This is a genomic window from Arthrobacter sp. BI5 (assembly GCF_056680065.1).
Genome location: NZ_CM155264.1, coordinates 3,259,558 through 3,283,753 on the forward strand (window position 1 = coordinate 3,259,558; position 24,196 = coordinate 3,283,753).

21 protein-coding genes are annotated in these 24,196 nt (G+C 68.4%); 10 read left to right on the forward strand and 11 right to left on the reverse strand.

Annotation, left to right across the window (positions count from 1 at the left end; translation table 11 throughout):
• Positions 1 to 10: 10 nt before the first annotated feature.
• From paaC to paaA, 3 genes are read right to left on the reverse strand one after another with little or no spacing between them, the layout of a single operon-like run.
• A complete protein-coding gene (gene paaC, locus AC1MED_RS15020; protein ID WP_479784026.1) occupies positions 11 to 940 on the reverse strand; it encodes a 1,2-phenylacetyl-CoA epoxidase subunit PaaC in 930 nt (309 codons plus the stop codon).
• Positions 937 to 1,299, reverse strand: a complete 363-nt coding sequence (paaB, locus tag AC1MED_RS15025; protein WP_479784028.1) for a 1,2-phenylacetyl-CoA epoxidase subunit PaaB — start codon at positions 1,297 to 1,299, stop codon at positions 937 to 939. Before paaB ends, paaC begins: the two co-directional genes overlap by 4 nt.
• Positions 1,296 to 2,339 carry a 1,2-phenylacetyl-CoA epoxidase subunit PaaA gene (gene paaA, locus AC1MED_RS15030; protein ID WP_479784030.1) on the reverse strand — a complete coding sequence of 348 codons (1,044 nt, stop codon included), beginning with the start codon at positions 2,337 to 2,339 and terminating at the stop codon, positions 1,296 to 1,298. The genes paaB and paaA overlap by 4 nt, the downstream gene beginning before the upstream one ends.
• A 194-nt stretch (positions 2,340 to 2,533) precedes the next feature.
• On the opposite strand from paaA, the gene AC1MED_RS15035 reads away from it, so the two are divergent.
• From AC1MED_RS15035 to AC1MED_RS15045, 3 genes are all read left to right on the forward strand, one after another.
• The gene (locus AC1MED_RS15035) at positions 2,534 to 3,202 is read left to right on the forward strand and encodes an arsenate reductase/protein-tyrosine-phosphatase family protein (protein ID WP_479784032.1); all 669 of its coding nucleotides are present in this window, start codon (positions 2,534 to 2,536) and stop codon (positions 3,200 to 3,202) included.
• A gap of 63 nt (positions 3,203 to 3,265) precedes the next feature.
• Positions 3,266 to 4,315, forward strand: a complete 1,050-nt coding sequence (locus AC1MED_RS15040) for an LCP family protein (RefSeq protein ID WP_479784034.1) — start codon at positions 3,266 to 3,268, stop codon at positions 4,313 to 4,315.
• Between the two features lie 39 nt (positions 4,316 to 4,354).
• Positions 4,355 to 6,556, forward strand: a complete 2,202-nt coding sequence (locus AC1MED_RS15045; RefSeq protein WP_479784036.1) for a S9 family peptidase — start codon at positions 4,355 to 4,357, stop codon at positions 6,554 to 6,556.
• A 132-nt stretch (positions 6,557 to 6,688) separates the two neighbouring features.
• On the opposite strand, the gene AC1MED_RS15050 is transcribed toward AC1MED_RS15045, so the two are convergent.
• A complete protein-coding gene (locus AC1MED_RS15050) occupies positions 6,689 to 7,873 on the reverse strand; it encodes a metallophosphoesterase family protein (RefSeq protein ID WP_479784038.1) in 1,185 nt (394 codons plus the stop codon).
• Positions 7,874 to 8,355: 482 nt separating this feature from the next.
• On the opposite strand from AC1MED_RS15050, the gene AC1MED_RS15055 reads away from it, so the two are divergent.
• Together AC1MED_RS15055 and AC1MED_RS15060 are read left to right on the forward strand one after the other, a co-directional pair.
• Complete coding sequence (locus AC1MED_RS15055) at positions 8,356 to 9,141, forward strand: peptidoglycan-binding protein (RefSeq protein ID WP_479784040.1); 786 nt, start codon at positions 8,356 to 8,358, stop codon at positions 9,139 to 9,141.
• 7 nt (positions 9,142 to 9,148) lie between these two features.
• Positions 9,149 to 11,527 (forward strand): hypothetical protein, encoded by a 2,379-nt coding sequence (locus tag AC1MED_RS15060; protein ID WP_479784042.1) that lies wholly within the window; start codon positions 9,149 to 9,151, stop codon positions 11,525 to 11,527.
• 233 nt (positions 11,528 to 11,760) lie between these two features.
• On the opposite strand, the gene AC1MED_RS15065 is transcribed toward AC1MED_RS15060, so the two are convergent.
• The 3 genes from AC1MED_RS15065 to pta form a co-directional block, all read right to left on the reverse strand.
• On the reverse strand, positions 11,761 to 12,081 hold the full coding sequence (locus tag AC1MED_RS15065) for a hypothetical protein (protein ID WP_479784043.1): 321 nt from the start codon (positions 12,079 to 12,081) through the stop codon (positions 11,761 to 11,763).
• Positions 12,082 to 12,206: 125 nt separating this feature from the next.
• Entirely contained in the window at positions 12,207 to 13,376 is a 1,170-nt protein-coding gene (locus tag AC1MED_RS15070; protein ID WP_479784045.1) for an acetate kinase, read from the reverse strand.
• A gap of 8 nt (positions 13,377 to 13,384) precedes the next feature.
• The gene (pta, locus tag AC1MED_RS15075; protein ID WP_346957753.1) at positions 13,385 to 15,514 is read right to left on the reverse strand and encodes a phosphate acetyltransferase; all 2,130 of its coding nucleotides are present in this window, start codon (positions 15,512 to 15,514) and stop codon (positions 13,385 to 13,387) included.
• Positions 15,515 to 15,605: 91 nt separating this feature from the next.
• On the opposite strand from pta, the gene AC1MED_RS15080 reads away from it, so the two are divergent.
• The 3 genes from AC1MED_RS15080 to AC1MED_RS15090 all read left to right on the forward strand — a co-directional run bounded on the left by AC1MED_RS15080 (position 15,606) and on the right by AC1MED_RS15090 (position 18,196).
• The gene (locus AC1MED_RS15080) at positions 15,606 to 16,133 is read left to right on the forward strand and encodes a hotdog fold thioesterase (RefSeq protein WP_479784047.1); all 528 of its coding nucleotides are present in this window, start codon (positions 15,606 to 15,608) and stop codon (positions 16,131 to 16,133) included.
• A gap of 14 nt (positions 16,134 to 16,147) precedes the next feature.
• Positions 16,148 to 17,485, forward strand: a complete 1,338-nt coding sequence (paaK, locus tag AC1MED_RS15085; RefSeq protein WP_346957755.1) for a phenylacetate--CoA ligase PaaK — start codon at positions 16,148 to 16,150, stop codon at positions 17,483 to 17,485.
• 99 nt (positions 17,486 to 17,584) lie between these two features.
• On the forward strand, positions 17,585 to 18,196 hold the full coding sequence (locus AC1MED_RS15090) for a TetR/AcrR family transcriptional regulator (protein ID WP_479784048.1): 612 nt from the start codon (positions 17,585 to 17,587) through the stop codon (positions 18,194 to 18,196).
• 114 nt (positions 18,197 to 18,310) lie between these two features.
• On the opposite strand, the gene AC1MED_RS15095 is transcribed toward AC1MED_RS15090, so the two are convergent.
• The 3 genes from AC1MED_RS15095 to paaZ form a co-directional block, all read right to left on the reverse strand.
• Positions 18,311 to 18,697, reverse strand: a complete 387-nt coding sequence (locus AC1MED_RS15095) for a hypothetical protein (protein ID WP_479784050.1) — start codon at positions 18,695 to 18,697, stop codon at positions 18,311 to 18,313.
• 129 nt (positions 18,698 to 18,826) lie between these two features.
• Positions 18,827 to 19,234 carry a VOC family protein gene (locus AC1MED_RS15100; protein WP_479784052.1) on the reverse strand — a complete coding sequence of 136 codons (408 nt, stop codon included), beginning with the start codon at positions 19,232 to 19,234 and terminating at the stop codon, positions 18,827 to 18,829.
• Positions 19,235 to 19,506: 272 nt separating this feature from the next.
• A complete protein-coding gene (gene paaZ, locus AC1MED_RS15105) occupies positions 19,507 to 21,618 on the reverse strand; it encodes a phenylacetic acid degradation bifunctional protein PaaZ (protein ID WP_479784054.1) in 2,112 nt (703 codons plus the stop codon).
• 161 nt (positions 21,619 to 21,779) lie between these two features.
• Between paaZ and AC1MED_RS15110 the strand changes: the two genes are divergently transcribed.
• Both AC1MED_RS15110 and AC1MED_RS15115 read left to right on the forward strand, forming a co-directional pair.
• Positions 21,780 to 22,196 carry a PaaI family thioesterase gene (locus AC1MED_RS15110; protein ID WP_479784055.1) on the forward strand — a complete coding sequence of 139 codons (417 nt, stop codon included), beginning with the start codon at positions 21,780 to 21,782 and terminating at the stop codon, positions 22,194 to 22,196.
• Positions 22,197 to 22,305: 109 nt separating this feature from the next.
• Entirely contained in the window at positions 22,306 to 23,031 is a 726-nt protein-coding gene (locus AC1MED_RS15115) for a DUF4397 domain-containing protein (RefSeq protein ID WP_479784057.1), read from the forward strand.
• Between the two features lie 80 nt (positions 23,032 to 23,111).
• Here the strand turns inward: AC1MED_RS15115 and AC1MED_RS15120 are convergent, their stop codons facing one another.
• Complete coding sequence (locus AC1MED_RS15120) at positions 23,112 to 24,170, reverse strand: LacI family DNA-binding transcriptional regulator (RefSeq protein WP_479784059.1); 1,059 nt, start codon at positions 24,168 to 24,170, stop codon at positions 23,112 to 23,114.
• Between the last annotated feature and the right edge of the window lie 26 nt (positions 24,171 to 24,196).

The following is a 24,196-nucleotide window of genomic DNA, read 5'->3' on the forward strand; positions in this document are numbered from 1 at the left end:
TCCGGCATGGCTACCAGCTCGCTCCGGGGAATTCGCGTGCCAGGACCTGCATCTCGGCGAGGAGATAGCCCAGGTGCTCGGAGTGGAGCCCGCGGCGCCCGCCGCCCGGGGCCGGCTGGACCTGCGGAACGTCGAGCTCCGCCTCGGCCAGCACCTCGCCGGTGAGGCGGTCGAACTCGGCCCGCAGGCTGGAGGGCTGGACGGCGGCGCCGGACTCGCTGAGCCGTCCGGTCAGTTCGTCGTCGCGGAACAGCTCGTCCACGTAGGGCCAGATGACCTTGAAGCCGTGGATCATCTTCGCGCGGGACTCGTCCGTGCCGAGCGCCAGGCGCAGCACCCACTGGGCGCTGTGGTCGCGGTGGTAGTCCACTTCCTTGACGGCCTTCGCCGCGATGCCGGCCAGGGTGGCGTCGGTGGAGTCGGCCAGCCGGCGGTACAGCTCGAACTGGTAATAGCTCACGACAAACTGCCGGGCGATGGTGACCGCGAAGTCGCCGTTGGGTTGCTCAAACAGCTCCACCGAGCGGAATTCGTGCTCACGGCGGAAGTAGGCGAGGTCGTCCTCGCTCCTGCCGTCCAGGCCCCCGGCGTAGCTCAGGAAGGACCGGGCGTGGCCCAGCTGGTCCAACGCGATGTTGCCCAACGCGATGTCCTCTTCGAGCTCGGGGGCACGGGAGATCCAGTGGCCCAGGCGCTGGGCCAGGACCAGGGCGTCGTCGCCCAGGCGCAGGGCCAGTTCGGCGACGTCCCCGCTCGGTTTCGCGGTGCCGCGGCTGACGGCCAGGGCGATGTCCTCGGGGCGGAGGGCGTTGCCCGGCGTGGTGCGCGTGGCGCTGGCCGTGGCCTCGCCGCTGCCGCTGGATCCCTGGACGCCGACGGAGATGTCCCCGTGGCCGCCGTCGTGGCTGCTGGTTTCAGTGGTTGCTTCGGGGGTGCTCACAGGTGCTTCACGCCCTCGCTCTTGGTGTAATACGTCGCGTGCCGGTAGTCCTTGCCCTGCGGCGACTCGAAGAAGGCGCCCTTGGAATCCGGGTCGGACGAGGCGATGGCGTCCGCGGGAACCACCCAGATGGACACGCCCTCGTTGCGGCGGGTGTACAGGTCGCGTGCGTTGCGCAGCGCCATCGCGGCGTCCGGGGCGTGCAGGGATCCGGCGTGCACGTGGGAGAGGCCGCGGCTGGAGCGGACGAAGACTTCCCAGATGGGCCAGACGTTGCCTGCGTGGGGCTCGGGGGTGGGGGCCACGACGACAGGGGTCCCCGGCCGAGCTTGCGAGGTTGGGGAGTCGTTGGGGATCATGCTGCAAATTCCTTCTCTGCGTGCTTCTTGGCCTGCTTCGCTGCATAGGCCGCTGCTGCTTCGCGCACCCAGGCACCGTTCTGGTGGGCTTCGCGGCGCCGTTCCAGGCGCTGGGCGTTGCACGGGCCACGGCCGGCCAGGACTTCGTGGAACTCATCCCAGTCCAGCGGACCGTGCTCCCACTTGCGGGTTTCCTCGTTAAAGCGGATGTCCTTGTCCGGCAGCGTGAGCCCCAGGACCTTGACCTGCTCCATCATCATGCCGACAAAGCGGTTGCGGAGCTCGTCATTGCTGAAGCGCTTGATGTTCCAGGCCATGGACTGCTTGGAGTTGGGCGAATCGTCGTCCGGCGGGCCGAACATCATCAGGGCCGGCGCGTACCAGCGGTTCACGGCATCCTGGGCCATCTGCTTCTGCTCCGGGGTGCCGTGCGAGAGTTCCAGCAGAATTTCGAAGCCCTGCCGCTGGTGGAAAGACTCTTCCTTGCAGACACGGACCATCGCGCGGCCGTAGGGGCCGAAGGAGGCCCGGCAAAGCGGCACCTGGTTGGCGATCGCGGCGCCGTCGACCATCCAGCCGATAGCACCCATGTCCGCCCAGGTGCGGGCAGGGTAGTTGAAGATGGAGGAATACTTCGCCTTGCCGTCCATCAGGTCCTGCATCATCGCATCGCGCGGCTGGCCGAGGGTCTCGGCGGCGGAGTACAGGTAGAGGCCGTGGCCGGCCTCGTCCTGGACCTTGGCCATCAGGATGGCCTTGCGCTTCAGGCTCGGGGCGCGGGAGATCCAGTTGGCCTCCGGCTGCATGCCGATGATCTCCGAGTGCGCATGCTGCGAGATCTGGCGCAGCAGGGTCTTGCGATAGGCCGGGGGCATCCAGTCACGGGGTTCGATCCGGGAATCCTCCGCCATGACCTTGTCAAAGTAGGCCTGTCCCTCGGCATCACGGCGGGCCGCGTCCTCGGGGCTCATTTCGTGCCGAGTTTTGTGCCGCGCCGGCGATGGCTCGGCGGGCACTGACTGCAGGGTCTGCGATGCCATGGTTGCTCCTATGCATTTCCGATAAATAATTACCGACCGTTCGTTCAGGATATGCGGAAGGCGGGAAGCGAGTCAAGCACCCGGCGCCCGCGGCGCAGCTTCCGGCGAACCCCTCTGCCTCCGGCCGAAATCCCCGTGTTAAGTTGGGGGCGCGGATCACGCCGGTCCAGCACCGAGCTCCGAAAGGGTTGTCTGTGGAAACGCCCCCGCCCGTTCGCATCCTGACCGTCTGCACCGGAAACATCTGCCGGTCGCCCGTGGCCGAACGCCTGCTCCAGGCCGGCCTGGACCAGGTACAGGCAGGCGCCTTCGTGGTTCGGAGCGCCGGCACCCGGGCCATGGTGGGCTATCCGATCCAGCCGCCGTCGGCCGACATTATTCGAACCTATGGCGGCAGCCCGGAGGGATTCTCCGCTCGGCAGCTCACCGGCCAGCTCCTCCGGGAAGCGGATCTGGTCCTCACCATGACGTCCACGCACCGCGGCGAGGTCCTGCAGTTGGATGCCTCGCTGCTGCGGCGAACATTCACGATCCGCGAATTCGCCCGGTTGTTGTCCCAGCTGGAGCTGCGCCACGGACTGTCCGGACGGGGGGTGGCCGACGCCGGCGAGGCCGACAGCCGGGCGGCCGACAGCCGGGCGACGGGCACCGGTGCGGCCGACGCCGGCGGGACGGAAGACTGGCGGAGCCTTCCCGCCCGCGCCGCGTCCGTGCGGCATCTGGCGCTGCCCTCGGATCCGGCGGATAACGACGTCGTTGACCCGTACGGGCGCGGCCAGGACGTCTACGACGCCATGGAGGACCAGCTGGCACCGGCCGTTCTGGCCGTCCTGCGCTTCGCCCGCCTGACCTGGCCGGCGTAGACCCGCCCGCTCAGCGCCGTGTGGCCCTGCCCCACCCCCGCCGGCCGGTGGTATCGTCCGCTCATGGTCACGCCCGAACCAGCAGAACCGCCGGCGGGGCAGCCCTCTGCGCCGGCCGGACGGCGGCGCCGTCGGATCCTGTTCGCCGTCCTGGGCGCGCTGCTGGCTGCCGGCGTCGCCGCCGCCGCTTTCCTGCTGTCCCCGCCGCGGATGCCGGACGCCGGTCCGGCGCAATCCCCCGCGCCGAGCGCGGCGGTGACGCCGAGCCCCACGCCGCCGCCGGAGCCGCCGCCCACCGCGCTGAACATCCTGCTGATCGGCAGCGACAGTCGGGTCAACCAGCGGGGCGCGGCCGCCGCGGGCAAAGCCTCCGATCAGCGGGCGGACACCCTCGTTTTCCTCCACCTCCCCGCGAACCGGCAGCAGGTCTACGGCATTTCGCTGATGCGTGACCTGTGGGTCAGCATTCCCGGCCACGGCGAGGCGAAAATCAACGCGAGTCTCGAACTAGGCGGCATTCCGCTCGCAACGCGAACCGTCGAATCCCTGCTCGGCCAGCGGATCAACCACACGGTGATGGTCGACTTCCAGGCCTTCGCCGCCCTGACCGACGCGGTGGGCGGTGTCGATGTCAGCGTGAAGCTGCCGTTCCCCTCGACCATCGACCCCGGGGTAGCGTTTTCGGCCGGCGTGAACCGGCTCAACGGCGCGCGGGCCCTGGATTTTGTCCGCGAGCGCAAAGCGTTCGTCGACGGCGACTACCAGCGCGTCCGGAACCAGCAGACCTTCCTCAAAGCGGTCCTGGCCAAGGCCGTCAAGCAAAGCGTGGCCGACCGCGCCGCCGCCCGCAAGCTGGCCGCCACCGTGCTGCCGCGTGTCACCGTTGTCCCGGGCCTGACCCTCGACGCGCTGGCGCGCCTCACGTTCAGCTTCCGGAACACCCCTGCCGGCGGGGCGTTCTTCACCCTGCCGACGGCGGGAGACGGGACCAGCGACGACGGGCAATCCATTGTGGTCCAGGACCCCGCAAAAACCGCCGAGCTTGTGGCCGCGCTGCGGGCCAACAAACTCGACACTTACGTAGCCGCCCACAAACTGCAAAACGGCAATTGACCGCCCAGCCGCCGGAGAGATGTTCGGTAGATTGGGTCCATGACGCAGACTCCCGTGCAGCCTTCCCCGCAGCCCCCCGTGGCCAAGAAAGTGCCCGCCCGCCGCACCCACCATGGTGATGTTTTCGAGGACAACTACGAGTGGCTGCGGGACAAAGAATCCGCCGAGGTCGTGGAACTGCTGAAGGCCGAAAACGCCTACCAGGAAGCGGTGACCGCCCACCAGGAACCGTTGCGCGAGGCCATCTTCCAGGAAATCAAGGGACGCACCCAGGAGACCGACCTCTCTGTCCCCAACCGCAAGGACGGCTGGTGGTACTACACCCGCTCAGTCGAGGGCAAGGAATACGGCATCCAGTGCCGCGTCCGTGCCCAGGACAGCGGCGACCGCGTGGCGGACTGGACTCCGCCCGCCGTCGAGGTCGGCGTCGCGATCCCCGGCGAGGAGGTGCTGCTGGACGGCAACGTGGAGGCGGAAGGCAAACCGTTCTTCGCCGTCGGCGGCTCCGCGGTGACCATTGACGGGAACCTGTATGCCTACGCCGTGGACAACGCCGGCGACGAGCGGTTCACCCTCCGCATCAAGGACCTGCGTACCGGCGAGCTGCTGCCGGATGTGATCGAGAACGTGTTTTACGGCGTGTCCTTCTCCCCCGACGGCAACCGGATCTTCTACACCGTCGTGGACGCCTCCTGGCGCCCCTACCAGGTGAAGGCCCACGTGCTGGGCACGCCCGTCAGCGACGACGAGCTGATTTACCAGGAGGACGACGTCGCAATGTGGCTCGGCTTCGAGCTCTCGGCCGACCGGCGCCACCTGGTCCTGGGCATCGGCTGCTCCGAGTTCAGCGAAACCCGCCTGCTGCGCTTCGACGCGCCGGACTCCGGGCTGATGACCGTGATCTCCCGCGACGAGCGCATCCTGTACGAGGCGGAACCGTTCCTGCTGGAGGGCCGCGAGACCATCCTGCTGACCCACAACAAGGACGCCATCAACTCGATGGTCTCGCTCGTGGACCCGGCCGAACTCGCGAAGCCGGCCGCCGAGCAGCAGTGGCGGACCGTCGTCGAACATTCGGACCAGGTGCGCGTCAACGGCGCCGGCGTGACTTCCACCCACCTGGTGCTGTCCATCCGCAAGGACACGATCGAACGGGTGCAGGTCCTGCCGCTGGCGGGACTGGGGACCCCGGCGCAGGGCGCGCCCGTGGAACCGGCCTTCGACGAGGAGCTGTACACAGCCGGGGTGGCCGGCTCCGACTACGAGGCCCCGGTGATCCGGATGGGCTACACCTCCTACTTCACGCCGTCGCGGGTCTACGACTTTGTGCTCCCGACGGCGGAGCTGCCCGCCGGCGAACTGCTGCTGCGCAAGGAAAGCCCGGTGCTGGGCGGCTACTCGTCCGCCGACTATGTCGCCACCCGGGAATGGGCGGTCGCTTCCGACGGGACCCGCATCCCGCTCTCGGTGCTCCGGCACGCGTCCGTGGCGCAGGATTCGACGGCGGCCGGGCTGGTGTACGGCTACGGCTCCTACGAGCTGAGCATGGACCCGGGCTTCGGCATTCCCCGGCTCTCGCTGCTGGACCGCGGCATCGTGTTTGTGATCGCGCACATCCGCGGCGGCGGCGAACTGGGCCGGCACTGGTACGACGACGGCAAAAAGCTGCACAAGAAGAACACCTTCACCGACTTCATCGCAGCCACCGACTGGCTCGCGGGCTCCGGCTGGGTGGACCCGGCCCGGATCGCGGCCATGGGCGGCTCCGCCGGCGGCCTGCTGATGGGCGCGGTGGCCAACCTGGCACCGGAAAAGTACGCGGCGATTGTCGCGGCCGTGCCGTTCGTCGACGCGCTGACCACCATCCTGGATCCGGAACTGCCGCTCTCCGCCCTGGAATGGGAGGAATGGGGCAACCCGATCACGGACCCGGAGGTGTACAGGTACATGAAGTCGTACACGCCGTATGAGAACGTCCGGTCCGCGGCGTATCCCAAAATCGCCGCGGTCACCTCGTTTAATGACACGCGCGTGCTGTACGTGGAGCCAGCCAAATGGGTGCAGCGGCTGCGCGAGGTGAACACCGGCAGCGAGCCGATCGTGATGAAGATTGAAATGGACGGCGGCCACGGCGGCGCCTCCGGCCGGTACGTGCAGTGGAAGGAACGCGCCTGGGACTACGCCTTCGTCGCGGACTCGCTCCGCGCCACCGACCTGCTGCCCGGCGCCGGGCTGAAGTAGCCGCCTCCTTCGACCGACTGCTCCGTAGCCGCCGTTTTGAGCCCTCAAGAGGGCGGTTACGGAGCAACCGGCGGTCCTGGCGGCGCAGGCTCCCGCGCCGGACCCGTTAGCTTTGCGCCTTTGCGTTGCGCCTTAACGTTGGGCCGGGTCCAGCGGGAGCGGAACGATCGGCTGGTCATTTGCCGTCAGATCGATGCCAAAGTCCTTGGCGAAGACCAGCCGGGTGTCCTTATAGATTCCCGGGTGGTTCTCGTCGAGCTCAAAAACACGTGCGCCGCGCAGCCTGTTCCGATCCGCGCCGGCCAGCCCGTAGGCTCCGAAGCCGGTCCCGGGCCCGTAGCCGAGCTGAACGCCGTAGTAGTTGCCGACGTAGGTGTTGACATGGTCGTGGCCCACAAAGTAGCCGCGCACATCTCCGCGCTCGAGGAACGCGCTGAACAGCCCGGAGTTGAAGGGCCCCGGGCATTCGGCCTCGTTGCGCTCGCCGACGATGCCGTGTTTGGCCACGGCCCGTGCGTGGTCCGCGTCCGTCCGCGAGTCGATGCTGGCGAACCACATATTGCGGTGCTCGTGCAGGGCGATATGGCCCCACATGAGGGAGGGAATCTTCTTCCCATACTTCCGCTCCGTAGCAAGGGACTGGTTCCGGTACCAGGTGACCTGATCCATGCGTACCCAGTCCCAGTCCGGATAGCCCGCGAAGTCCTGGCAGTTGATGGCGTCCGGGGCGTACCGGCCCGTGTCGATGAGCCACAGGCCGAAAGCCGCATCCCGTGACCGGGAGGACTGGACCAGCAGTTGAGAGTTGGAGGTTCCGGTCAGGCCGGGCACCGAGTCCGCGTTCAGGTTGTACTGGTAGGTCTGCAGGAACCGGAGCATCTTTGCTTCGGTCATGCCCGTCCTGTTCGCCGAATCCTCGTCATGGTTGCCGAACGTCACCGCCCACGGAATCTTCCGGCTCTCCATCGGCCGGACCACCTGGTTGAGTGCCTGCTTGACGTCCAGGGCCGTGTCGCATCCACCATTGATCACATCGCCGTTGATGACCACGAAATCAGGCTTTTCGGCATCGAGGGTGCGGTCCATCAGTTCGATCGTGCGGCGGTCGGTCTGCTCATCGTCCTGCGTGTCGTTGAACTGGACCACTTTGAACGTGCCGTCCGGGCGGAATACCAGGGTGGGCTTGGGGGCCTTGGCCCCCGGGGCCGCTTGGCTCCCCGCCGCTGCGGACATCGCGACGCCCAGCGCCCCGATCGTCCCGGCGGCAGCCAGGGCCGCCCGCCTGCTCAGTTTATGTTCGCTGATGTTCGAAATCATCGTTCCCTCTCGTCGCTGGACGGCAACTCAAACGTGCCGCTCCTGCGGCGAGACTAGGAGAGCCAGGCATCCGACCCCGGAACACCCGGTGAACGCGAAGTGCAGGGCCGCAGCCATGACCGGTCGGCGGCGCTCCAGCCCAGTTGTTCGCCACCGCAACCCGGGTTGGCCCCGGGCCGCCCCAGGTTTCCGGGAACCTGCCGGGGCCGGAAGCCGAGCAGACGGGCACAACTGGGCGGGAGCGTCGGGACCCCGGTCCGGCCCTTGGCCTGGTGCCGCACTCAGTTTTTCGTCCGGGAGGCCGGCTTCGGCGGCGCGCCGGCGCTCGAAGGTGGCACATATCCACCTGCGATCCCGCGGACTCCCGGTCCGCCGCATACCCAAATTTGATCATCATGCTTACTATTGACCTGCACTAGGCACATCGGTGGAGAGACTGCTCATTGGGGGCAGCAGCAACCGTGCCGGAACTGGAGTCAATCGTGAGTACTGAACCCGCTATGAACGCCCTGTCCGACGAGGAACTGATGTCCGAGGCTGCCACCGCGCTGCCGGACAAGGAAGTGGCCTCGGTCCTGGACCTAAATGCCGACCTGAACCTGGGCATCGAAGCCGCCGCGCCGATCGACCTTGCCGTCGCGGCCAACGCCAATGTCGCCGCACCCATCGACGCCGCTGCATCGGCGAACATCCTCTCCGCCGGCTCGGAGTCGCAGGCCCTCTCCGACCAGGGCGTCATCATCAACCAGGGCATCGTCGCCGACGCCAACGCCACCTCCGTCCAGGACAGCGGCATCGACCAGGCCTCCGGTTCCGACGCGCCCGCCACCACCGGCGATGCCGGGACGGCCGACGGCGCCACCTCCCCCACCGTCGACGCCGGCGGCACCCTCGACGGCGGCACGCTGGACGGCGGCACCCTCGACGGCGCCGTGGACGGGACGCTGGACGGCGCCACGAATGTCCTGCCGGACGGCACGGCGCCCGACCTTGGTGCGCTGCCGACCGACGCTGCCGGCGCCCTCAACGGCAACCTACTCAACGTCGACGTCAACCTCGATGCCAACGCCGGCATCACCGCGCCGATTAACGGCGCGGTGGCCGCCAATGCCAACGTTGCGGCCCCGATCGACGCCGCGGTCGCGGCCAACATCGGTTCAATCGACAGCGATTCCTACGCGGTCTCGCAGCAGGACGCGATCATCAACCAGAACATCGAGGGCGAGGCTGCGGCCTCGGCCGATCAGCAGTCGAACATCCAGCAGTAGCCGCTCAGTGACTACTTTGCACGGCGGGCCGTCCGCGCAGGACGGCCCGCCGGTCTCTGCTGCCGCCGTCACCCTGCCGCCCCCGACCCTGGCCGACGGCGTTCAACTACTCGGCGAGACGAAGGGCTCCGGCTACAAGCAGGCGCCGTCCCTGGTTCGGCGCGCCGACGGACAGACACTGCAGTTGACGCGGCTGCTCTACCTGGTGCTGGAAGCCGTGGACGGCCGCCGCAGTTTGGAGGAGATTGCACAGCACGCCGGCAGCGCCTACGGAAAGCAGGTCAGTGCCGGAAACGTCCAGACCCTGATCGAGTCCCAGCTGCTGCCCTTGGGCCTGCTGCGGTTGGCCGACGGCTCCCAGCCGGCGGTCAAGAAATCCAACCCGCTCCTGGGCATGCGGTTCCGGTACTCCGTCACGGATCCGGAACGCACCCGGAAGCTCACCGCACCGTTCGCAACGCTGTTCAACCCGCTGATCGTCGTCGCCGTGACTGCCGCCTTCCTCGCCACCTGCTGGTGGGTGCTGATGGTCAAGGGACTTGCCTCGGCCACGCACGAGGCCTTCGCAAATCCCGGGCTGGTGCTGCTGATCCTGCTGGTCACCGTACTCTCGGCCGGCTTCCACGAATTCGGTCACGCTGCGGCCGCCCGACGCGGGGGCGCCACGCCGGGCGCCATGGGCACCGGCCTGTACCTGATGTGGCCCGCCTTCTACACCGACGTCACCGACTCCTACCGGCTGGGCCGCGCCGGACGCCTCCGCACCGATATGGGCGGCCTGTACTTCAACGCCATCGTGGCCGTGGCCATCATGGGCGTCTGGTGGGCCACCGGCTTCGATGCGCTCCTGCTGGTGGTGGTCACCCAGATCCTGCAAATGGTCCGGCAGTTGATGCCCATGGTCCGCTTTGACGGCTACCACATCCTCGCCGACGCCACTGGGGTCCCGGACCTGTTCCAGCGGATCAAACCGACCCTGTTGGCCCTGGTCCCCTGGCGCAAGACCGATCCCGAGGCCCAACTGCTCAAGCCCTGGGCCCGCGCCGTCGTCACCGTCTGGGTGCTGGTCACGGTTCCCCTGCTGGTGTTCAGCCTGGTCACCATGGTCATTGCCCTGCCGAGGATCCTCGGCACGGCCTGGGACAACGGCTGGAAGCAGCAGGCCATGCTCACCCACAGCGCAGCCAACGGCGACTTCGCCGACGCGGCCGTGCGTGTGCTGGCGATCATCTGCATCGGACTGCCCATCCTGGGCATCTTCTACATCCTGCTGCGCACGGGGCGTCAACTGATCAGCAGCCTCTGGCAAAAGACGCAGGGCAAGGCACTGCAGCGCGGCGTGGCGATGGCCGCCGTCGTCGCTGTCGCCGCGGGCCTCGCGTGGGCCTGGTGGCCCGGCGCCGAAAGCTACCGCCCGGTTCAGCCCTATGAACGGGGCACCCTGGGCGACATCACCACAGCTGTTTTCCCCGCCGCCTCGGCCAACCGGATGAAGGAAGGCCAGGCCGGACGGACAGTGGCGCTCTGGCCCCAGGGCGCCCCTAAACCGACCCGCGAGGACCCCCAGTTGAGCATGGTCCTGGTGCCCCGCGAGGGGTCTGTCCCGACCGGCGGATCCGGCACCACGGCGGAGGCCCCCTCCTGGGTGTTCCCCTTCGACAAACCGGCGGCTCCCGCGGAAGGCGGCAACCAGTCACTGGCAGTCAACACCACGGATAGCTCTGTGGTCTATGACGTCGCCTTCGCGCTGGTCTGGGCCGAGGACGGGGAGGACGTGCGCAACCGGAACGAGGCCTACGCCTTCGCCAGTTGCAAGGACTGCGCCGCTGTCGCCGTGGGATTCCAGGTTGTGCTGATCGTGGGGCAGGCGGATGTGATCGTTCCGGAGAACCTCTCCGCGGCGGCCAACAACAACTGCCTCCGCTGCCTCACCTACGCCCTGGCCAGCCAGCTGGTCCTCACCCTGGACGGGCCGCTAAGCCCGGAGGGCACGTCCCGGCTCAACGCGTTGTGGCAGCAGATCGCCGAGTACGGGCGCAACCTGCAGAACGTCCCGCTCGCTGAGATCCAGGGCACGTTGAGTGGATTCAAGGAACAGATCATGGAGATCGTCCGAACGGATCCCAGCGCGGCGCCGGCCGGGGCTGCCACGCCGACACCGCCGGCAACGGCTTCCCCGTCGGCCACGCCGTCGTCCTCCCCATCGCCGTCGACCGGCGTCACGGAACCGCCCCCGCCGGGCGAAACCGTGCCGCCCGCGCCGGACTCCACGCTGGCGCCCGATCCCAGCCAGCCTGCCGGCGGCGACACTGCGGGTGGCGCCGTCGAACCGGCCCCGGTCACGACGTCGGCTGCCCCCACGGACACAGCCCCGCCCGCACCGTAGGGGGGTGGGAGCCGAACTGGAGGCGGGGCCGTAAACCGGGAGCGGGGGCGTTCCCGGCACGGCAGGCTACGCCGAAGCGCTACGCACAGGTTCGTTTGCCGAAGATGGCCGCTATGGAACTCTCCAAGCGGCCATCTTTGGCAAGTCACCGACCTCGTGTCCTCTCCGTCGACGCCCACCACGGTCCAGACAACCCGACTGGCCGCCGCTGCGGAACTCCCGGCTGGACAAGCTCAGCCGGACGTCTGCCGGGCCGTCCACTCGTCAGCGAGGATCGCGTAAACCACCTCGGTGGCCCACTGGCCCTTGTAATGCCACTTGTCCACCTGGGCTGCTTCGATGGCCAGGCAGATCCAGTCGCCCTCCTTCTCGAAGACGAAGTTGGCGTACTTGCCCACGGACTCCATGGACTTGGTGTAGCTCTTCGCCTCCCCGGGCAGGAATCGGGCCGTCTCGGGCAGCGAATGGTAGGCGTAGAACGCGTCGAGGTCCCCGGCCTCGAAACGGCGCAGCACCAGCCGCCGGGTGCGCAGGGGCAGGTTCAGTTCGGTCATCTCCCCAGCCTAGGACCCGTAACCCCGTCGGCTGCTCCCCGCCGGCCCCCTCCCCTCGCAAGCTCGGTCAGGGAACCCTGCCGGCGTGGGCCCAGCAGTGCCGTTATGCGCGGCCAAAAGGGCGGTTACGGAGCAACCGATGAGTGGGCGACGACGGCGGCCGTCGCCTCCGCGATAGCGCGTTCCTCGTCGGTCGGCACCACCAGCACCGGCAGCGCCGAACCCGGCGTCGAAATCACCCGAGGTTCCTTGGACCGCTCGCGGTTCAGTCCGGCGTCGAGCTCCACGCCCAGCGCCCCCAGCCGTTCCGTGACAAGGCTGCGGAACTGGTGCGAGTTCTCGCCGATTCCGGCCGTGAAGACCAGCGCCTTCGCGCCGCCGACGGCCACGTGGTAGCCGCCGATGTACTTCGCCAGCCGGTAGGAAGCCACGGCAAGCGCCATCGCGGATCTGGCGTCGCCGGCCTCCGCCGCCTCGACGACCGAGCGCATGTCGTTGTTCCCGGCGAGGCCCTTGAGCCCGGACTGGCGGTTGAGCATCGAATCAATGTCCTCGGCGGACCAGCCGGCCCGGCCCAGGAAGACCAGGATGGAGGGGTCCAGGTCGCCGGAGCGGGTGCCCATCACCAGGCCCTCCAGCGGGGTGAAGCCCATCGAGGTGTCAATGGATTTGCCGCCGCGGATGGCGGTGACCGAGGCGCCGTTGCCGAGGTGGGCGATCACGGCGTCGAACTCCTCCACCGGCAGGTCCAGCAGCGCCGCGGCCCGGTGCGCCACGTACTCGTGCGAGGTGCCGTGGAAGCCGTAGCGCCGGATGCCGTGGTTGGTGTAGAGCTCGCCCGGCACGGCGTAGCGCCACGCGTGTTCGGGCAGGGTGCGGTGGAAGGCGGTATCGAAGACGGCCACCTGCGGCAGGTCCGGCCATTTTTTCGCGATCGCCCGGATGCCGAGCACATTGGCCGGGTTGTGCAGCGGCGCAAGCGGGTTCAGCCGCTCGATGGCGCGGGTGATCTCATTGTTGACCAGCACGGGTTCGGAAAAGCGTTCGCCGCCGTGCACCACGCGGTGGCCCACGGCGTCCAGCGGCCGGTCGCCCAGCGCCTCGTGGATCGCCGCGTCCACCTGTTCCAGTGCCTCGGCGTGGTCGCGGGGGCCCTCGATCTCGCCGTCGCCGTCGCCGCCGTTGCCCATCCCGATCTTCTCGACCAGCCCCTCGGCGAGGACACTGCCCGCTTCGACGTCGCGGACCTGGTACTTGAGCGAGGACGAGCCTGAGTTGATGACGAGCACGAGCATGGGGCCTCCTAAGCCTTGGCGTCAACGGGCAGTGCGGTGGGCTGCCCTGCGGGCGGTTCGGCGGCCGGCTGCACCGACTGGGCCTGGATCGCCGTGATGGCGACCGTGTTCAGGATGTCGTCCACGGTGCAGCCGCGGGACAGATCGTTGACCGGCTTGCGGAGCCCCTGCAGCACGGGCCCGACGGCGACCGCACCGGAGGACTGCTGGACCGCCTTGTAGGTGTTGTTGCCGGTGTTCAGGTCCGGGAAGATGAAGACCGTCGCCTGCCCGGCCACGGACGAGCCGGGCATCTTGGACTCGCCGATGGCGGCGTCGACGGCGGCGTCGTACTGGATGGGGCCCTCCACCGCGAGGTCCGGGCGCCGCTGGCGCACCAGCTCGGTGGCCTGGCGGACCGCGTCCACCGCTTCGCCGGACCCGGAGCCGCCGGTGGAGTAGGAGAGCATCGCCACCCGCGGCTCGACGCCGAACTGGGCCGCGGTTTCCGCCGAGGCCAGCGCGATGTCCGCGAGCTGTTCCACGTTGGGTTCGGGGTTGACGGCGCAGTCGCCGTAGACCAGGACCCGGTCCGGCATCAGCATGAGGAACACCGAGGAGACGATCTTGACGCCCTCGCGGGTCTTGACGAACTCCAGCGCCGGCCGGATGGTGTGCGCCGTGGTGTGCGCGGCCCCGGAGACCATGCCGTCCACCACGCCGAGCTGGACCATCATGGTGCCGAAGTAGCTTTCGTCCTGCATCACCTCGAGCGCTTTCGCCAGGTCCACGCCCTTGTGCGCGCGCAGTTCCGCGTACTTCTGCGCGAAGCCCTGCCGCAGCTCCGAGGTGGCCGGGTCCACGATGTTGATCCCGGTCAGGTCGATTCCCTGCGTGGCGGCGAGCTCGCGGACCACGGACTCGCGGCCCAGCACGGTGAGCTCGCAGACGTCGCGGCGGTGCAGGATCTCCGCGGCCCGCAGGATCCGGACGTCCGTGCCCTCCGGCAGGACGATGTGGCGGCGCTGCGAACGGGCCCGTTCGATCAGGTCGTGCAGGAACCGCAGCGGCGTCATCCGCTCCGGCCGCGGCAGGTGCAGGCGTTCCAGCAGTTCCGCCTCGTCCACCCGTTTGGCCCACAGGCCCAGCGCGGAAGCGACCTTGCGGCGGTGGCCGGACCAGATTTCGCTGCGCACCTCGGAGACGCGTTTGGCGGTCACGTAGGTGTCGTCCGGCGCGGCGAAGATCGGGAACGGGGCCTGCGCCAGCAGCGAGTAGATGGTGGGGTCCGGGGCCAGCCCGCCGGTCAGGATGAGCGCCGACGGCACCGGGAACTCCGGCGAGAACGAGGACGCGAGGCAGGCCACCAGTACGTCCGCCCGGTCGCCGGGGACGATCACCAGCGCGCCGTCGTCGAGCACGTGCAGGAAGTTGGCCACGTTCATGGCCGCCACCTTGACCGAGTGCACGTCGCGCTCCAGGTCCGGCAGGCCGGCCACCTGGCCGATGCCCAGCGCGGACGCCACCTCGCCGGTGGTGGGGCGCGCGATGTCCTCCAGTTCGGGGAAGACGTACACGGGGCGGCCGGAGGCACCCGGGCGGACCGCCGCGGCGATCGCCTCCACGTCCTCGGGATCGGCGCGGTTGACCATGATCGCGAGCAGGGCGCACCGCTCGGCGAGGAGCTCCTTGCGGGCCACCTCGACGGCGTCCGCGGTTTCGGCCACGGTGCGGCCCCTTGCCCCGACGACGGCGACCATCGGCGCCGCGAGGTTGTTGGCGAGCCGGGCATTGAGGTCGAATTCGACGGCGGCATCCTGGCCGGTCAGGTCTGTGCCCTCAATGATCACCACGTCGCAGTGCCGGGACATTTCCGCGAAGATCTCCACGCAGCGGGAGTCGATCTCCTCGCGTTTTCCTTCCGCAAGGAGGCCGCGGACCTCGGCGAAGGTCAGGCCGGCGCGGCAGCGGTCGTCGTCGAGGTCGAACCGGGATTTCATCAGCGCGACCATCGGGTCGGCGTCGGCGCGGCCGTGCACGACGGGTTTGAAGAAGCCGATGCGGTCCGCGTGCCGGTGGAGCGTGTCCGCCAGGCCCAGGGCGATGAGCGACTTTCCGGATCCCGGGGTCGTCGCGCTGACATATATTCCTTTGGCCATGTGTCCCAGCATACTTACACCCCTTGACAGCGGGCACCCGGATGGGATTACCTAATGAACATTCGGTAAATAAAGCTGGAGGCAACGACGCATGGCTGAACTGACGATTTCCGGTGACACCCACCCCGTCCTGAAAGACGACTACGCCTCCGAATGGATGGGCATTGAGGTCCTGGCGCTCGACGACGGCCACGCCACCATCCGGATGCCGCTCCGACAGGAAATGCTCAACGGTTTCGGCATGGCCCACGGCGGAATGATCTTCGCCTTCGGCGACACCGCGTTTGCCCTCGCCTGCAATCCGGTGAAGCCGGGCCCGGCCGACGCGGGGTCCATCACGGTGGCCTCCGGCGTCGACATCAATTTCATCAAACCGGCCTTCCGCGGGCAGATCCTCACCGCCGTCGCCAACCACCGCGCCAGCACCGGCCGCAGCGGCCTCTACGACGTCCAGATCTACGCCGCCGACCCCGACCCCGACGCCACCCCCGGCCCGGCAGAGTCTCCAGCCAGCTCCACCCCGACCACCACACTCCCGGGCGGACTCCCCACCGACATCGCTCCGGGCGAACTCATCGCCGAGTTCCGCGGCCGCAGCCGCACCATCTCCAAGAAATAGAAATAGGGACCCAGATGACCACCCCCACCGCCGAATCTGCCCTCGCCCCCAGCGACGCCGTCCTGGACCGCGAAGAAACCATCTCCCGCGACGAGCTGGAGGCCTTGCAGCTCAGCCGCCTGCAGCACACCTTGGCGTACGCCTACGACCGCGTCCCCCTGTACAAGCGCAAGTTCGACGAGGCGGGCGTGCACCCGACGGACCTCCGCGAGCTCTCGGACCTGGGGAAGTTCCCCTTCACCACCAAGGAGGACCTCCGGCTGGAGTACCCCTTCGGCATGTTCGCCGTGCCGCAGCACGAGGTAGCGCGGATCCACGCCAGCTCCGGCACCACCGGCCGCGCCACCGTGGTCGGTTACACCAAGAAGGACCTCGCCGACTGGGCCAAGCTCGTGGCCCGTTCGCTGCGTGCCTCCGGCGTCCGGCCCGGCATGAAGGTCCACAACGCTTACGGCTACGGCCTGTTCACCGGCGGCATGGGCGCCCACGCCGGGGCCGAAGCCCTGGGCTGCACCGTCATACCGATCTCCGGCGGCCAGACTGAACGCCAGATTACGCTGATCCAGGACTTCAAGCCCGACGCCATCCTGGCCACGCCGACGTACCTGCTGACCATCGCGGACGCGATGATGAAGCAGGGTATCGACCCGGCCTCCACCTCGCTCAAGTACGCCGTGCTCGGCGCTGAGCCGTGGACCGAGGAAATGCGCCACGAGCTCGAAGTGATGATGAACATCAAGGCCTGCGACATCTACGGCCTCTCCGAGGTCATGGGCCCGGGCGTCGCCGGCGAGGCCGTGGAGACCCAGGACGGCAGCCACATCTGGGAGGACCACTTCCGCCCCGAGATCATCGACGCCTTCGACCCGTCCGTGGTCCTGGGCGACGGCGAACCCGGCGAGCTGGTCTTCACCTCGCTCACCAAGGAAGCCCTGCCGATCATCCGTTACCGCACCAAGGACCTCACCCGGCTGCTGCCCGGCACCGCCCGCCCGGCGCACCGCCGGATGGGCCGCATCACCGGCCGCAGCGACGACATGATCATCCTGCGCGGCGTGAACCTGTTCCCCTCCCAGATCGAGGAAATCGCACTGCGCATCCCGGAGCTCAGCCCGCACTTCCAGCTGGAACTCACCCGCCCGGAAGGCCAGCGGATGGACCAGCTGACGGTCAAGATCGAGCGCCGCGAGGCCGTCACGATCGAGGGCAGCGCGGCGGCGGCGAAGGTGCTGCAGCAGCAGATCAAGATCCACGTCGGCTCCTCCTGCACGGTCGACGTCGTCGATCCCGGTTCGCTGGAGCGCTCCAACGGCAAGCTGCGCCGGATCTACGACCTGCGCCCGAAGGCCTGACCTCCTCGGGTTTGTTCAGCCACCGGGCCGGCCCGGCAGCCACGACCTCCCAGGCCACGGCTGCCGGGCCGACCGACCGTTCATGAGAAACTAGCGAGTATGCCCAGCACAGGAACCAGCACCAAGCGCGGCCGCCCCGGCTATGACCAGCAGTCGGTGCTGCTGATCGCCGTCGACGTCTTCAACCGCCACGGCTACGACGCCACCTCGATGGGCATCCTTGCCGAGAACCTGGGCATCTCGAAGTCCGCGATCTACCACCACGTGCCGTCCAAGGGCGATCTCCTCAAACTTGCCCTCGACCATGCCTTGGGCGGCCTCGAGGCCATCCTGGACCGGCCCGAGGCGAGGACCGGGACCGCCGAGGCCCGGCTGGAGTTCGTGATCCGCGAGACCATCTCTGTCCTGGTGGAACGGCTACCGTTCGTCACCCTGCTGCTGCGGCTGCGCGGCAACACCGAAATCGAGCGTGACGCGCTGGAGCGCCGGCGCACCTTCGACCACAAGGTGGCGGCCCTGATTTCCGAGGCCCGCGACGAAGGCTCGCTGCGCCAGGACATTGATCCCCGCACTGTGACCCGGCTGCTGTTCGGCACCATCAACTCGATCGTCGAGTGGTACAAGCCGGGCGGTTCACTCTCCCCTGCGAAGCTGGCCGACGACGTTATCACCATGGCCTTCCACGGCCTCCACGTCCCCGGCAAGGCCTGACGCCGCCTACCGCGGGATCGCGCTGCGGTTCCCGCTGACGGGCCGGTCGGACCGTCCGGGGGCACTTTGACGGGTGCTGCGCGTGGTTCACCGCCACCCGTCGGCGTGTCCGTGTCAATGCGCCCCCGCAAGGCCGGGAAAGCCGTTCACGGCCGCGAACCAGCCCATGTACAGCACCACGGCGGACAGCGGGAGCACGGCCAGCCCGAGCAGGATCGAGTAGTCCCTGGCGCGGAGCAATGCGGCCAGGTTGACCCCCAGCGTGCCGGCCACCACGAGGCCTTGGAAAATGCTGTTCGCGGCCACCGCCCGGGGCGACTCGAACATGCCGCCGGCACCCACCACTAGCGTCACGAGGTACCAGGACGGCAGGACCCACAACGGGAAGGCAACCATGGCGAGGTCCAGGACCAGTGCCACGTTGCCCATCCGGGTGCGCGGCAGCCAGGCGACGCGACGGTTCCTGGTTTCGGATGCCGGCCGGGAAGACGAATCAGTCATGTCTGCGCGCCTCGCCTCCGCTAACCGGGAATCCGGTTTCAAGCTACACCCGGGGTGCAGCACGGGGACAGGCCCCCGCGGCCCTAGCGCGGACATGGAACAGCGCCCCGGAAGGCCGGGCGCCGCCGCTCAGAGCTGGTAGTCGGCTGCCGTGGTGATGTTCTCGTGCACGCAGAGAATGTTGTGCTCGGAGTCCATGAACCAGGCGCACTTCTCCGAATCCGTCGTACAAATGTGGTTCTCGGTCTTGAGATCGGGGAGATCGTAGTCCTGGAACGTGACGCCCTTGGCTTCCATCTCTTTGACGGTGCGCTCGATCTCGCTGACTTCGAAACTCAGGGTGGTGTGCTCTGAATGCTTTCCATCCTTGACGGGCATCAGCTGCAGCATGGGGCCGCCTTCTGAGCCGAATAGTTCGCTTCCGTCCTCTGCCACGCCACGGTGCGGGAGCCCCAGGGTGTCCGCATAGAAATGCCGGGCACGTGCTGCGTCGTCGACTGGCAGGACTGTTGTGGCTTTACTCAGTACTAGGGACATTTCGCCACCTCCTACGAGCACGATTTTACGCCGCAGCCGGGCTGAAAGAACCCGGCAATTCCGCACCTAGCACCCGACGCTCCCTCACGTCCGGCTGCCCCACGGCCGACGCTCCCTCACATCCGGCAGCCCCACGGCCGACGCTCCCTCATCACCTGAGGGAGCGTCAGGCAGGAAGTGACCGGACCTGAGGGAGCGTCCGCAACGGAACCGCATTATGTGAGGGAGCGTCCGCAACGGAACCGCATTATGTGAGGGAGCGTCGGAAGGGGCTATTTCTCCACGAGGGTGAGCACGTCGTAGGTGGCCACAATTTCATCGTGCTGGTTGGTCAGGACCGCGTCCCAGGCCACCTCGCCGTATTCGTCGGTCTCGCGCGGGGTGATCTTCTTGGCCGTCAGGGTGACCCGGATGGAGTCGCCGGCCGCGACCGGGGTGATGAAGCGCAAGTTTTCCAGACCGTAGTTGGCCAGGACCGGGCCCGGCGCAGGCTCCACGAACAGCCCGGCACCCCAAGCCAAAAGCAGGTAGCCGTGCGCCACGATGCCGGGGAAGAACGGGTTCGCTTCCGCCGCTTCCTGGTTGGTGTGGGCGTAGAACGTGTCGCCGGTGGAGTTCGCGAACTTGGTGATCTCCTCCAGCGAGACTTCGCGCAGTTCCGAGCGGATGGCGTCGCCGATGTGCAGCGTGCTCAGGTGCTTCCGGAACGGGTGCTGGCCCTCGGTCTCGAGCGTGAAGTTGCGGTCCGCGCCGGCGTGCCAGACGCCCGTGACGGCCGTCAGCATGTTGGGCGAGCCCTGGATGGCGGTGCGCTGCATGTGGTGCATGACGGAGCGGATGCCGCCCAGTTCCTCGCCGCCGCCGGCGCGGCCGGGGCCGCCGTGGACCAGGTGCGGGACCGGGGAGCCGTGGCCGGTGGAGCTGCGGGCGTCCTCGCGGTTGAGCATCAGGACGCGGCCGTGGTGGGCTGCGATGCCGGTGACGAGTTCGCGGGCCACGGCCGGGTCGTTGGTGCAGACCGAGGCGACCAGCGAGCCGCCGCCGCGGGCGGCGAGGCGGACGGCGTCGGCGAGGTCGGTGTAGCCGATCACCGAGGAGACCGGGCCGAAGGCTTCGAGTGAGTGGACCTCTTCGGCCTCCGGGTCGGCCCAGCTCAGCAGCACCGGGGACATGAACGCGCCGTCCTCGACGACGCCGACGCTCCCGTCCGCGCTGGTGACCTTGGGCGAGTCGAGGGTGCCGTAGGCGAGCTCGCCGCCGGCGTCGAGCATCGACTGGACGGCGGCGCGCACGTCGGCGAGCTGCTCACGGGAGGCGAGGGCGCCCATCGTGACGCCCTCGGCGCGCGGGTCGCCGAGCACGACGCGTTCGGTGATCCGCTCCCCCACGGCGGCGACGACGTCGGACACCAGTTCCTGCGGCACGATCGCGCGGCGGATGGAGGTGCATTTCTGGCCGGCCTTGGCGGTCATCTCGGTGACCAGGGACTTGATGAACGCGTCGAATTCCGGCGTGCCCTTCACGGCGTCCGGGCCCAGGATGGCGGCGTTGAGCGAGTCGGTTTCGGAGGTGAAGCGCACCCCGCCCTTGACCACGTTGGGGTGGGACTTGAGCGTGTTGGCGGTGGACGCGGAGCCGGTGAAAGCCACGAGGTCACGGTAGTCCAGGTGGTCCAGCAGGGTGCGGACCGAGCCGGAGACGAGCTGCAGCGAGCCCTGGGGCAGGATGCCGGATTCGTCGATCGCCTTCACCACCGCCGCGGCGACGTAGCCGGTGGGGGTGGCGGGTTTGACGATGGTGGGGACGCCGGCGATGAAGGCCGGGGCGAGCTTCTCGAGCATGCCCCAGACCGGGAAGTTGAAGGCGTTGATCTGCACGGCGACGCCCGGGATCCGGGTGTAAATGTGCTCGCCGGCGAAGGACCCGTCCTTCGAGAGCACCTCCATCGGGCCGTCCACCACCACTTGGGCGTTGGGCAGCTCGCGCCGGCCCTTGGAGCCGAAGGTGAACAACACGCCGATGCCGCCGTCGATGTCGATCATCGAATCGATCTTGGTGGCGCCGGTCTGCGCGGACAGCGCGTAGAACTCCTCGCGGCGGCCGTTGAGGTACTGGGCCAGCTCCTTGAGCTTGAGGGCGCGCTGGTGGAAGGTCAGCTTGCCCAGTTCGGCCTGCCCGGTGGTGCGGCCGTAGTCGACGACGGCGGCGAGGTCCAGGCCCTCGGTGCTCACCCTGGCCAGGAGTTCACCGGTGCTGGCGTCCAGCACGGGGGCGGCGCCGGCTGCGGAGGCGGCGTCGGGGGTCCACCACGAGTTCCGGATGAAGCTGGGGACGATCTCGACGGTGCCTACTGAGGGTTCCGGAGCTGTTGCAGTGGTGGTCATCGTTGACGGGTCCTTCCAACGCGGGGCAAGATCAACACGGCCAGCGCATTACTGACCGTCCGTTCGGTAATATGTCTACAGTACATGAATGAGCCCTGCGGCACACTAGTAGCGGCAGGACCGGACGGCCCGTGACAGGCCAGAGCACCAGAGGAGACGCTATGACGCCCGAGCCCCGCGGTACCGAGCTGTGGAAGATCACCCTCGGCGAACTGGACGAGAAGATGGGGGTCAAAATCGTCGAGGAGTCGGTGGAACGCGTCGTGGCGACCATTCCGGTGGAAGGAAACCGCCAGTCCTTCGGTCTGCTGCACGGCGGCGCCTCGCTGGCCGTGGGCGAGGCCGTGGGTTCCTGGGCTTCGGTGATCCACGCCAGCACACTGGGCAAGACCGCGGTGGGTGTGGACGTTTCAGCCACGCACCACAAGTCCGCCCGAGAGGGGCTGGTCACGATTACGGCCACCCCGATCCACCTCGGCAGCACGGTGACGACCCACGAGGTGCTGATCACCAACGAGGCCGGCGACCGGCTCTGCACGTTGCGGATCACCAACCTGCTGCTGGACCGCAAGGGCTGAGCGCTTCGGCAAAGTTCCGCCCGGCTGCATCCAAAGAGGGGTTCGGGCCGGTAGTAACGGTGTAAGCAAATCACCGCCCGGATCCGGGCAACTCAATGAGGAGTTTGAAATGCGTAAAACCGTTTATGCCGCCGGTGCCGTGTCGATGGCGGCCGCCCTCGCGTTTGCTGCCCCCGCCCAGGCCAGCGGGAAGCACGACGGCGGCAGGCACCACGGCGACGACGCCGTCCTGTCCGTTTTGCACGGCGTCCCCGGCCTGACCGTGGACGTATGGGTGAATGGCAAGCTCACCTTGGACGACTTCAAGCCCGGCAAGCTTGCGGGCCCGCTGAAGCTCGAGAGCGGCAATTACAAGATTGCTGTCACGGCCGCCAACGCCAAGAGCGCTGACGACGCGGTGATCGGCCCGGTCGAGGTGAAGCTCAGGGAGGGCCGGAACTACACCGCCGTGGCCCACCTGGATGAGGACGGGGATCCCACCGCCACCCTGTTCAAGAACGACACCTCGCCCAGCCCCCGGGGCCAGGGCAAGCTGACGGTCAGGCACGTGGCGGCGGCGCCCGCCGTGGACGTTCTTGCGGGGAAGACCGCCGTCATCGAGGACCTGACGAACCCGGACCAGGAAGTGCTGACGCTGAAGGCCGGGAAGGTGTCCGCCTCGGTCGCGGCCGCCGGGACCACCAAGCCGCTGATCGGCCCGGCGGACATTCCGGTCACCGCGGGCAAGAACACGATTGTGTACGCCTGGGGCAGCCTCAAGAAGGGCACCCTCGGCTTCGCGGTCCAGGTGGTCGACTCGGCCGGATGGCACGGCCACGGCCGGCACGGCCGCTAAGCCGCCGTCGACCGGTCCGGTAGGGCCGGCCCGATAACGCCGGTCCTCTGGAACGCCCCTGCCGGCAGCCGCCGGTCCGCCTACCCCGGCTGCGGCAGGGTGCTGTCCCTGATAACGAGGCGGGCCGGGAAAATCAGCGGGTCCCGGCTGGTCCCAGGGTCTTCGATGTCCGCGAGCAGGAGGCGGCCCGCCTGGGCCGCCATTTCTACCGTGGGCTGGTTGATCGTGGTCAAGGGCAGCTCGCCCGGCGCCGCGAGATGGTCGTCGAAGCCGACGACGGCGACGTCCCCGGGCACCGTGCGCCCGGCCGCCAGCAGGGCCGTAATGGCACCGCGCGCCATGAGGTCGGACGCGGCGAAAATGCCGTCGACGCTGCTGTCCTCGGCCAGGAGCCGTTCGGCCGCTTCGGTGCCCCCGGCAGGGGTGAAATCTCCGTGTGCGACCGGCCCCGGCGGCAGCCCGGCTTCCCTGAGGCCGGCCTGCCATCCCTCGAGCCGGTCCGCGGCTGCGGTCATGTCGAGCGGGCCGGTGATGGTTGCCAGCCGGGTGCGTCCGGCGGCCGCCAGGTGCAGCGCCGCCAGGCGGCCGCCTTCGAAACTGTCCACATCCACGTAGTGGATCCCCAGCCCGGTATCCCATGGCCGTCCGATGAAGACGGTGGGCAGCCCCGCGGCGGCAAGCTCTTCGGTCCAGCCGTCTGCCTTGTGGTGTGAGACGACAATGGCGCCGTCCACGTGGCCACCCCGCAGGTACCGGAGCGTCCGGGAGGGATCGCCGCCGGCCCGGGACATCAGCAGGACCAGCTGCATTTCCGTCTCCCGCAGCGCCTCCGTCACCCCCGTGATGACGGCGGCGAAGAACGGGTCCATCATGACCCGGGCATCGGGTTCGTTGATCACCAGGGCGATCGACGAGGTCCGGCGCGTGACGAGGCTGCGTGCGGCCCGGTTGGGCGTGTACCCCAGGGATATCACCGCGGCATTAACCGCAGCCTGGGCTTCCGGGCTGACACGGGAGCCTCCGTTGATAGCCCGCGAGGCGGTGGAGCGTGACACTCCCGCCGCCGTCGCGAGGTCTTCCAGCGTGGGGGTCGGTCTCGCCGGTCCGGACCGGAGACCCGCGTGCTTCTGTTCGCTCATCACTTTGAGAATACGACATGCCCGGC

Bases quoted from the DNA above. Each gene is read 5' to 3' on its own strand.
- paaB (WP_479784028.1), bottom strand. From the start codon at position 1,299: ATGATCCCCAACGACTCCCCAACCTCGCAAGCTCGGCCGGGGACCCCT.
- paaA (WP_479784030.1), bottom strand. From the start codon at position 2,339: ATGGCATCGCAGACCCTGCAGTCAGTGCCCGCCGAGCCATCGCCGGCG.
- AC1MED_RS15040 (WP_479784034.1), top strand. From the start codon at position 3,266: ATGGTCACGCCCGAACCAGCAGAACCGCCGGCGGGGCAGCCCTCTGCG.
- AC1MED_RS15045 (WP_479784036.1), top strand. From the start codon at position 4,355: ATGACGCAGACTCCCGTGCAGCCTTCCCCGCAGCCCCCCGTGGCCAAG.
- AC1MED_RS15050 (WP_479784038.1), bottom strand. From the start codon at position 7,873: ATGATTTCGAACATCAGCGAACATAAACTGAGCAGGCGGGCGGCCCTG.
- AC1MED_RS15065 (WP_479784043.1), bottom strand. From the start codon at position 12,081: ATGACCGAACTGAACCTGCCCCTGCGCACCCGGCGGCTGGTGCTGCGC.
- AC1MED_RS15070 (WP_479784045.1), bottom strand. From the start codon at position 13,376: ATGCTCGTGCTCGTCATCAACTCAGGCTCGTCCTCGCTCAAGTACCAG.
- pta (WP_346957753.1), bottom strand. From the start codon at position 15,514: ATGGCCAAAGGAATATATGTCAGCGCGACGACCCCGGGATCCGGAAAG.
- AC1MED_RS15080 (WP_479784047.1), top strand. From the start codon at position 15,606: ATGGCTGAACTGACGATTTCCGGTGACACCCACCCCGTCCTGAAAGAC.
- paaK (WP_346957755.1), top strand. From the start codon at position 16,148: ATGACCACCCCCACCGCCGAATCTGCCCTCGCCCCCAGCGACGCCGTC.
- AC1MED_RS15090 (WP_479784048.1), top strand. From the start codon at position 17,585: ATGCCCAGCACAGGAACCAGCACCAAGCGCGGCCGCCCCGGCTATGAC.
- AC1MED_RS15095 (WP_479784050.1), bottom strand. From the start codon at position 18,697: ATGACTGATTCGTCTTCCCGGCCGGCATCCGAAACCAGGAACCGTCGC.
- AC1MED_RS15100 (WP_479784052.1), bottom strand. From the start codon at position 19,234: ATGTCCCTAGTACTGAGTAAAGCCACAACAGTCCTGCCAGTCGACGAC.
- paaZ (WP_479784054.1), bottom strand. From the start codon at position 21,618: ATGACCACCACTGCAACAGCTCCGGAACCCTCAGTAGGCACCGTCGAG.
- AC1MED_RS15110 (WP_479784055.1), top strand. From the start codon at position 21,780: ATGACGCCCGAGCCCCGCGGTACCGAGCTGTGGAAGATCACCCTCGGC.
- AC1MED_RS15115 (WP_479784057.1), top strand. From the start codon at position 22,306: ATGCGTAAAACCGTTTATGCCGCCGGTGCCGTGTCGATGGCGGCCGCC.
- AC1MED_RS15120 (WP_479784059.1), bottom strand. From the start codon at position 24,170: ATGAGCGAACAGAAGCACGCGGGTCTCCGGTCCGGACCGGCGAGACCG.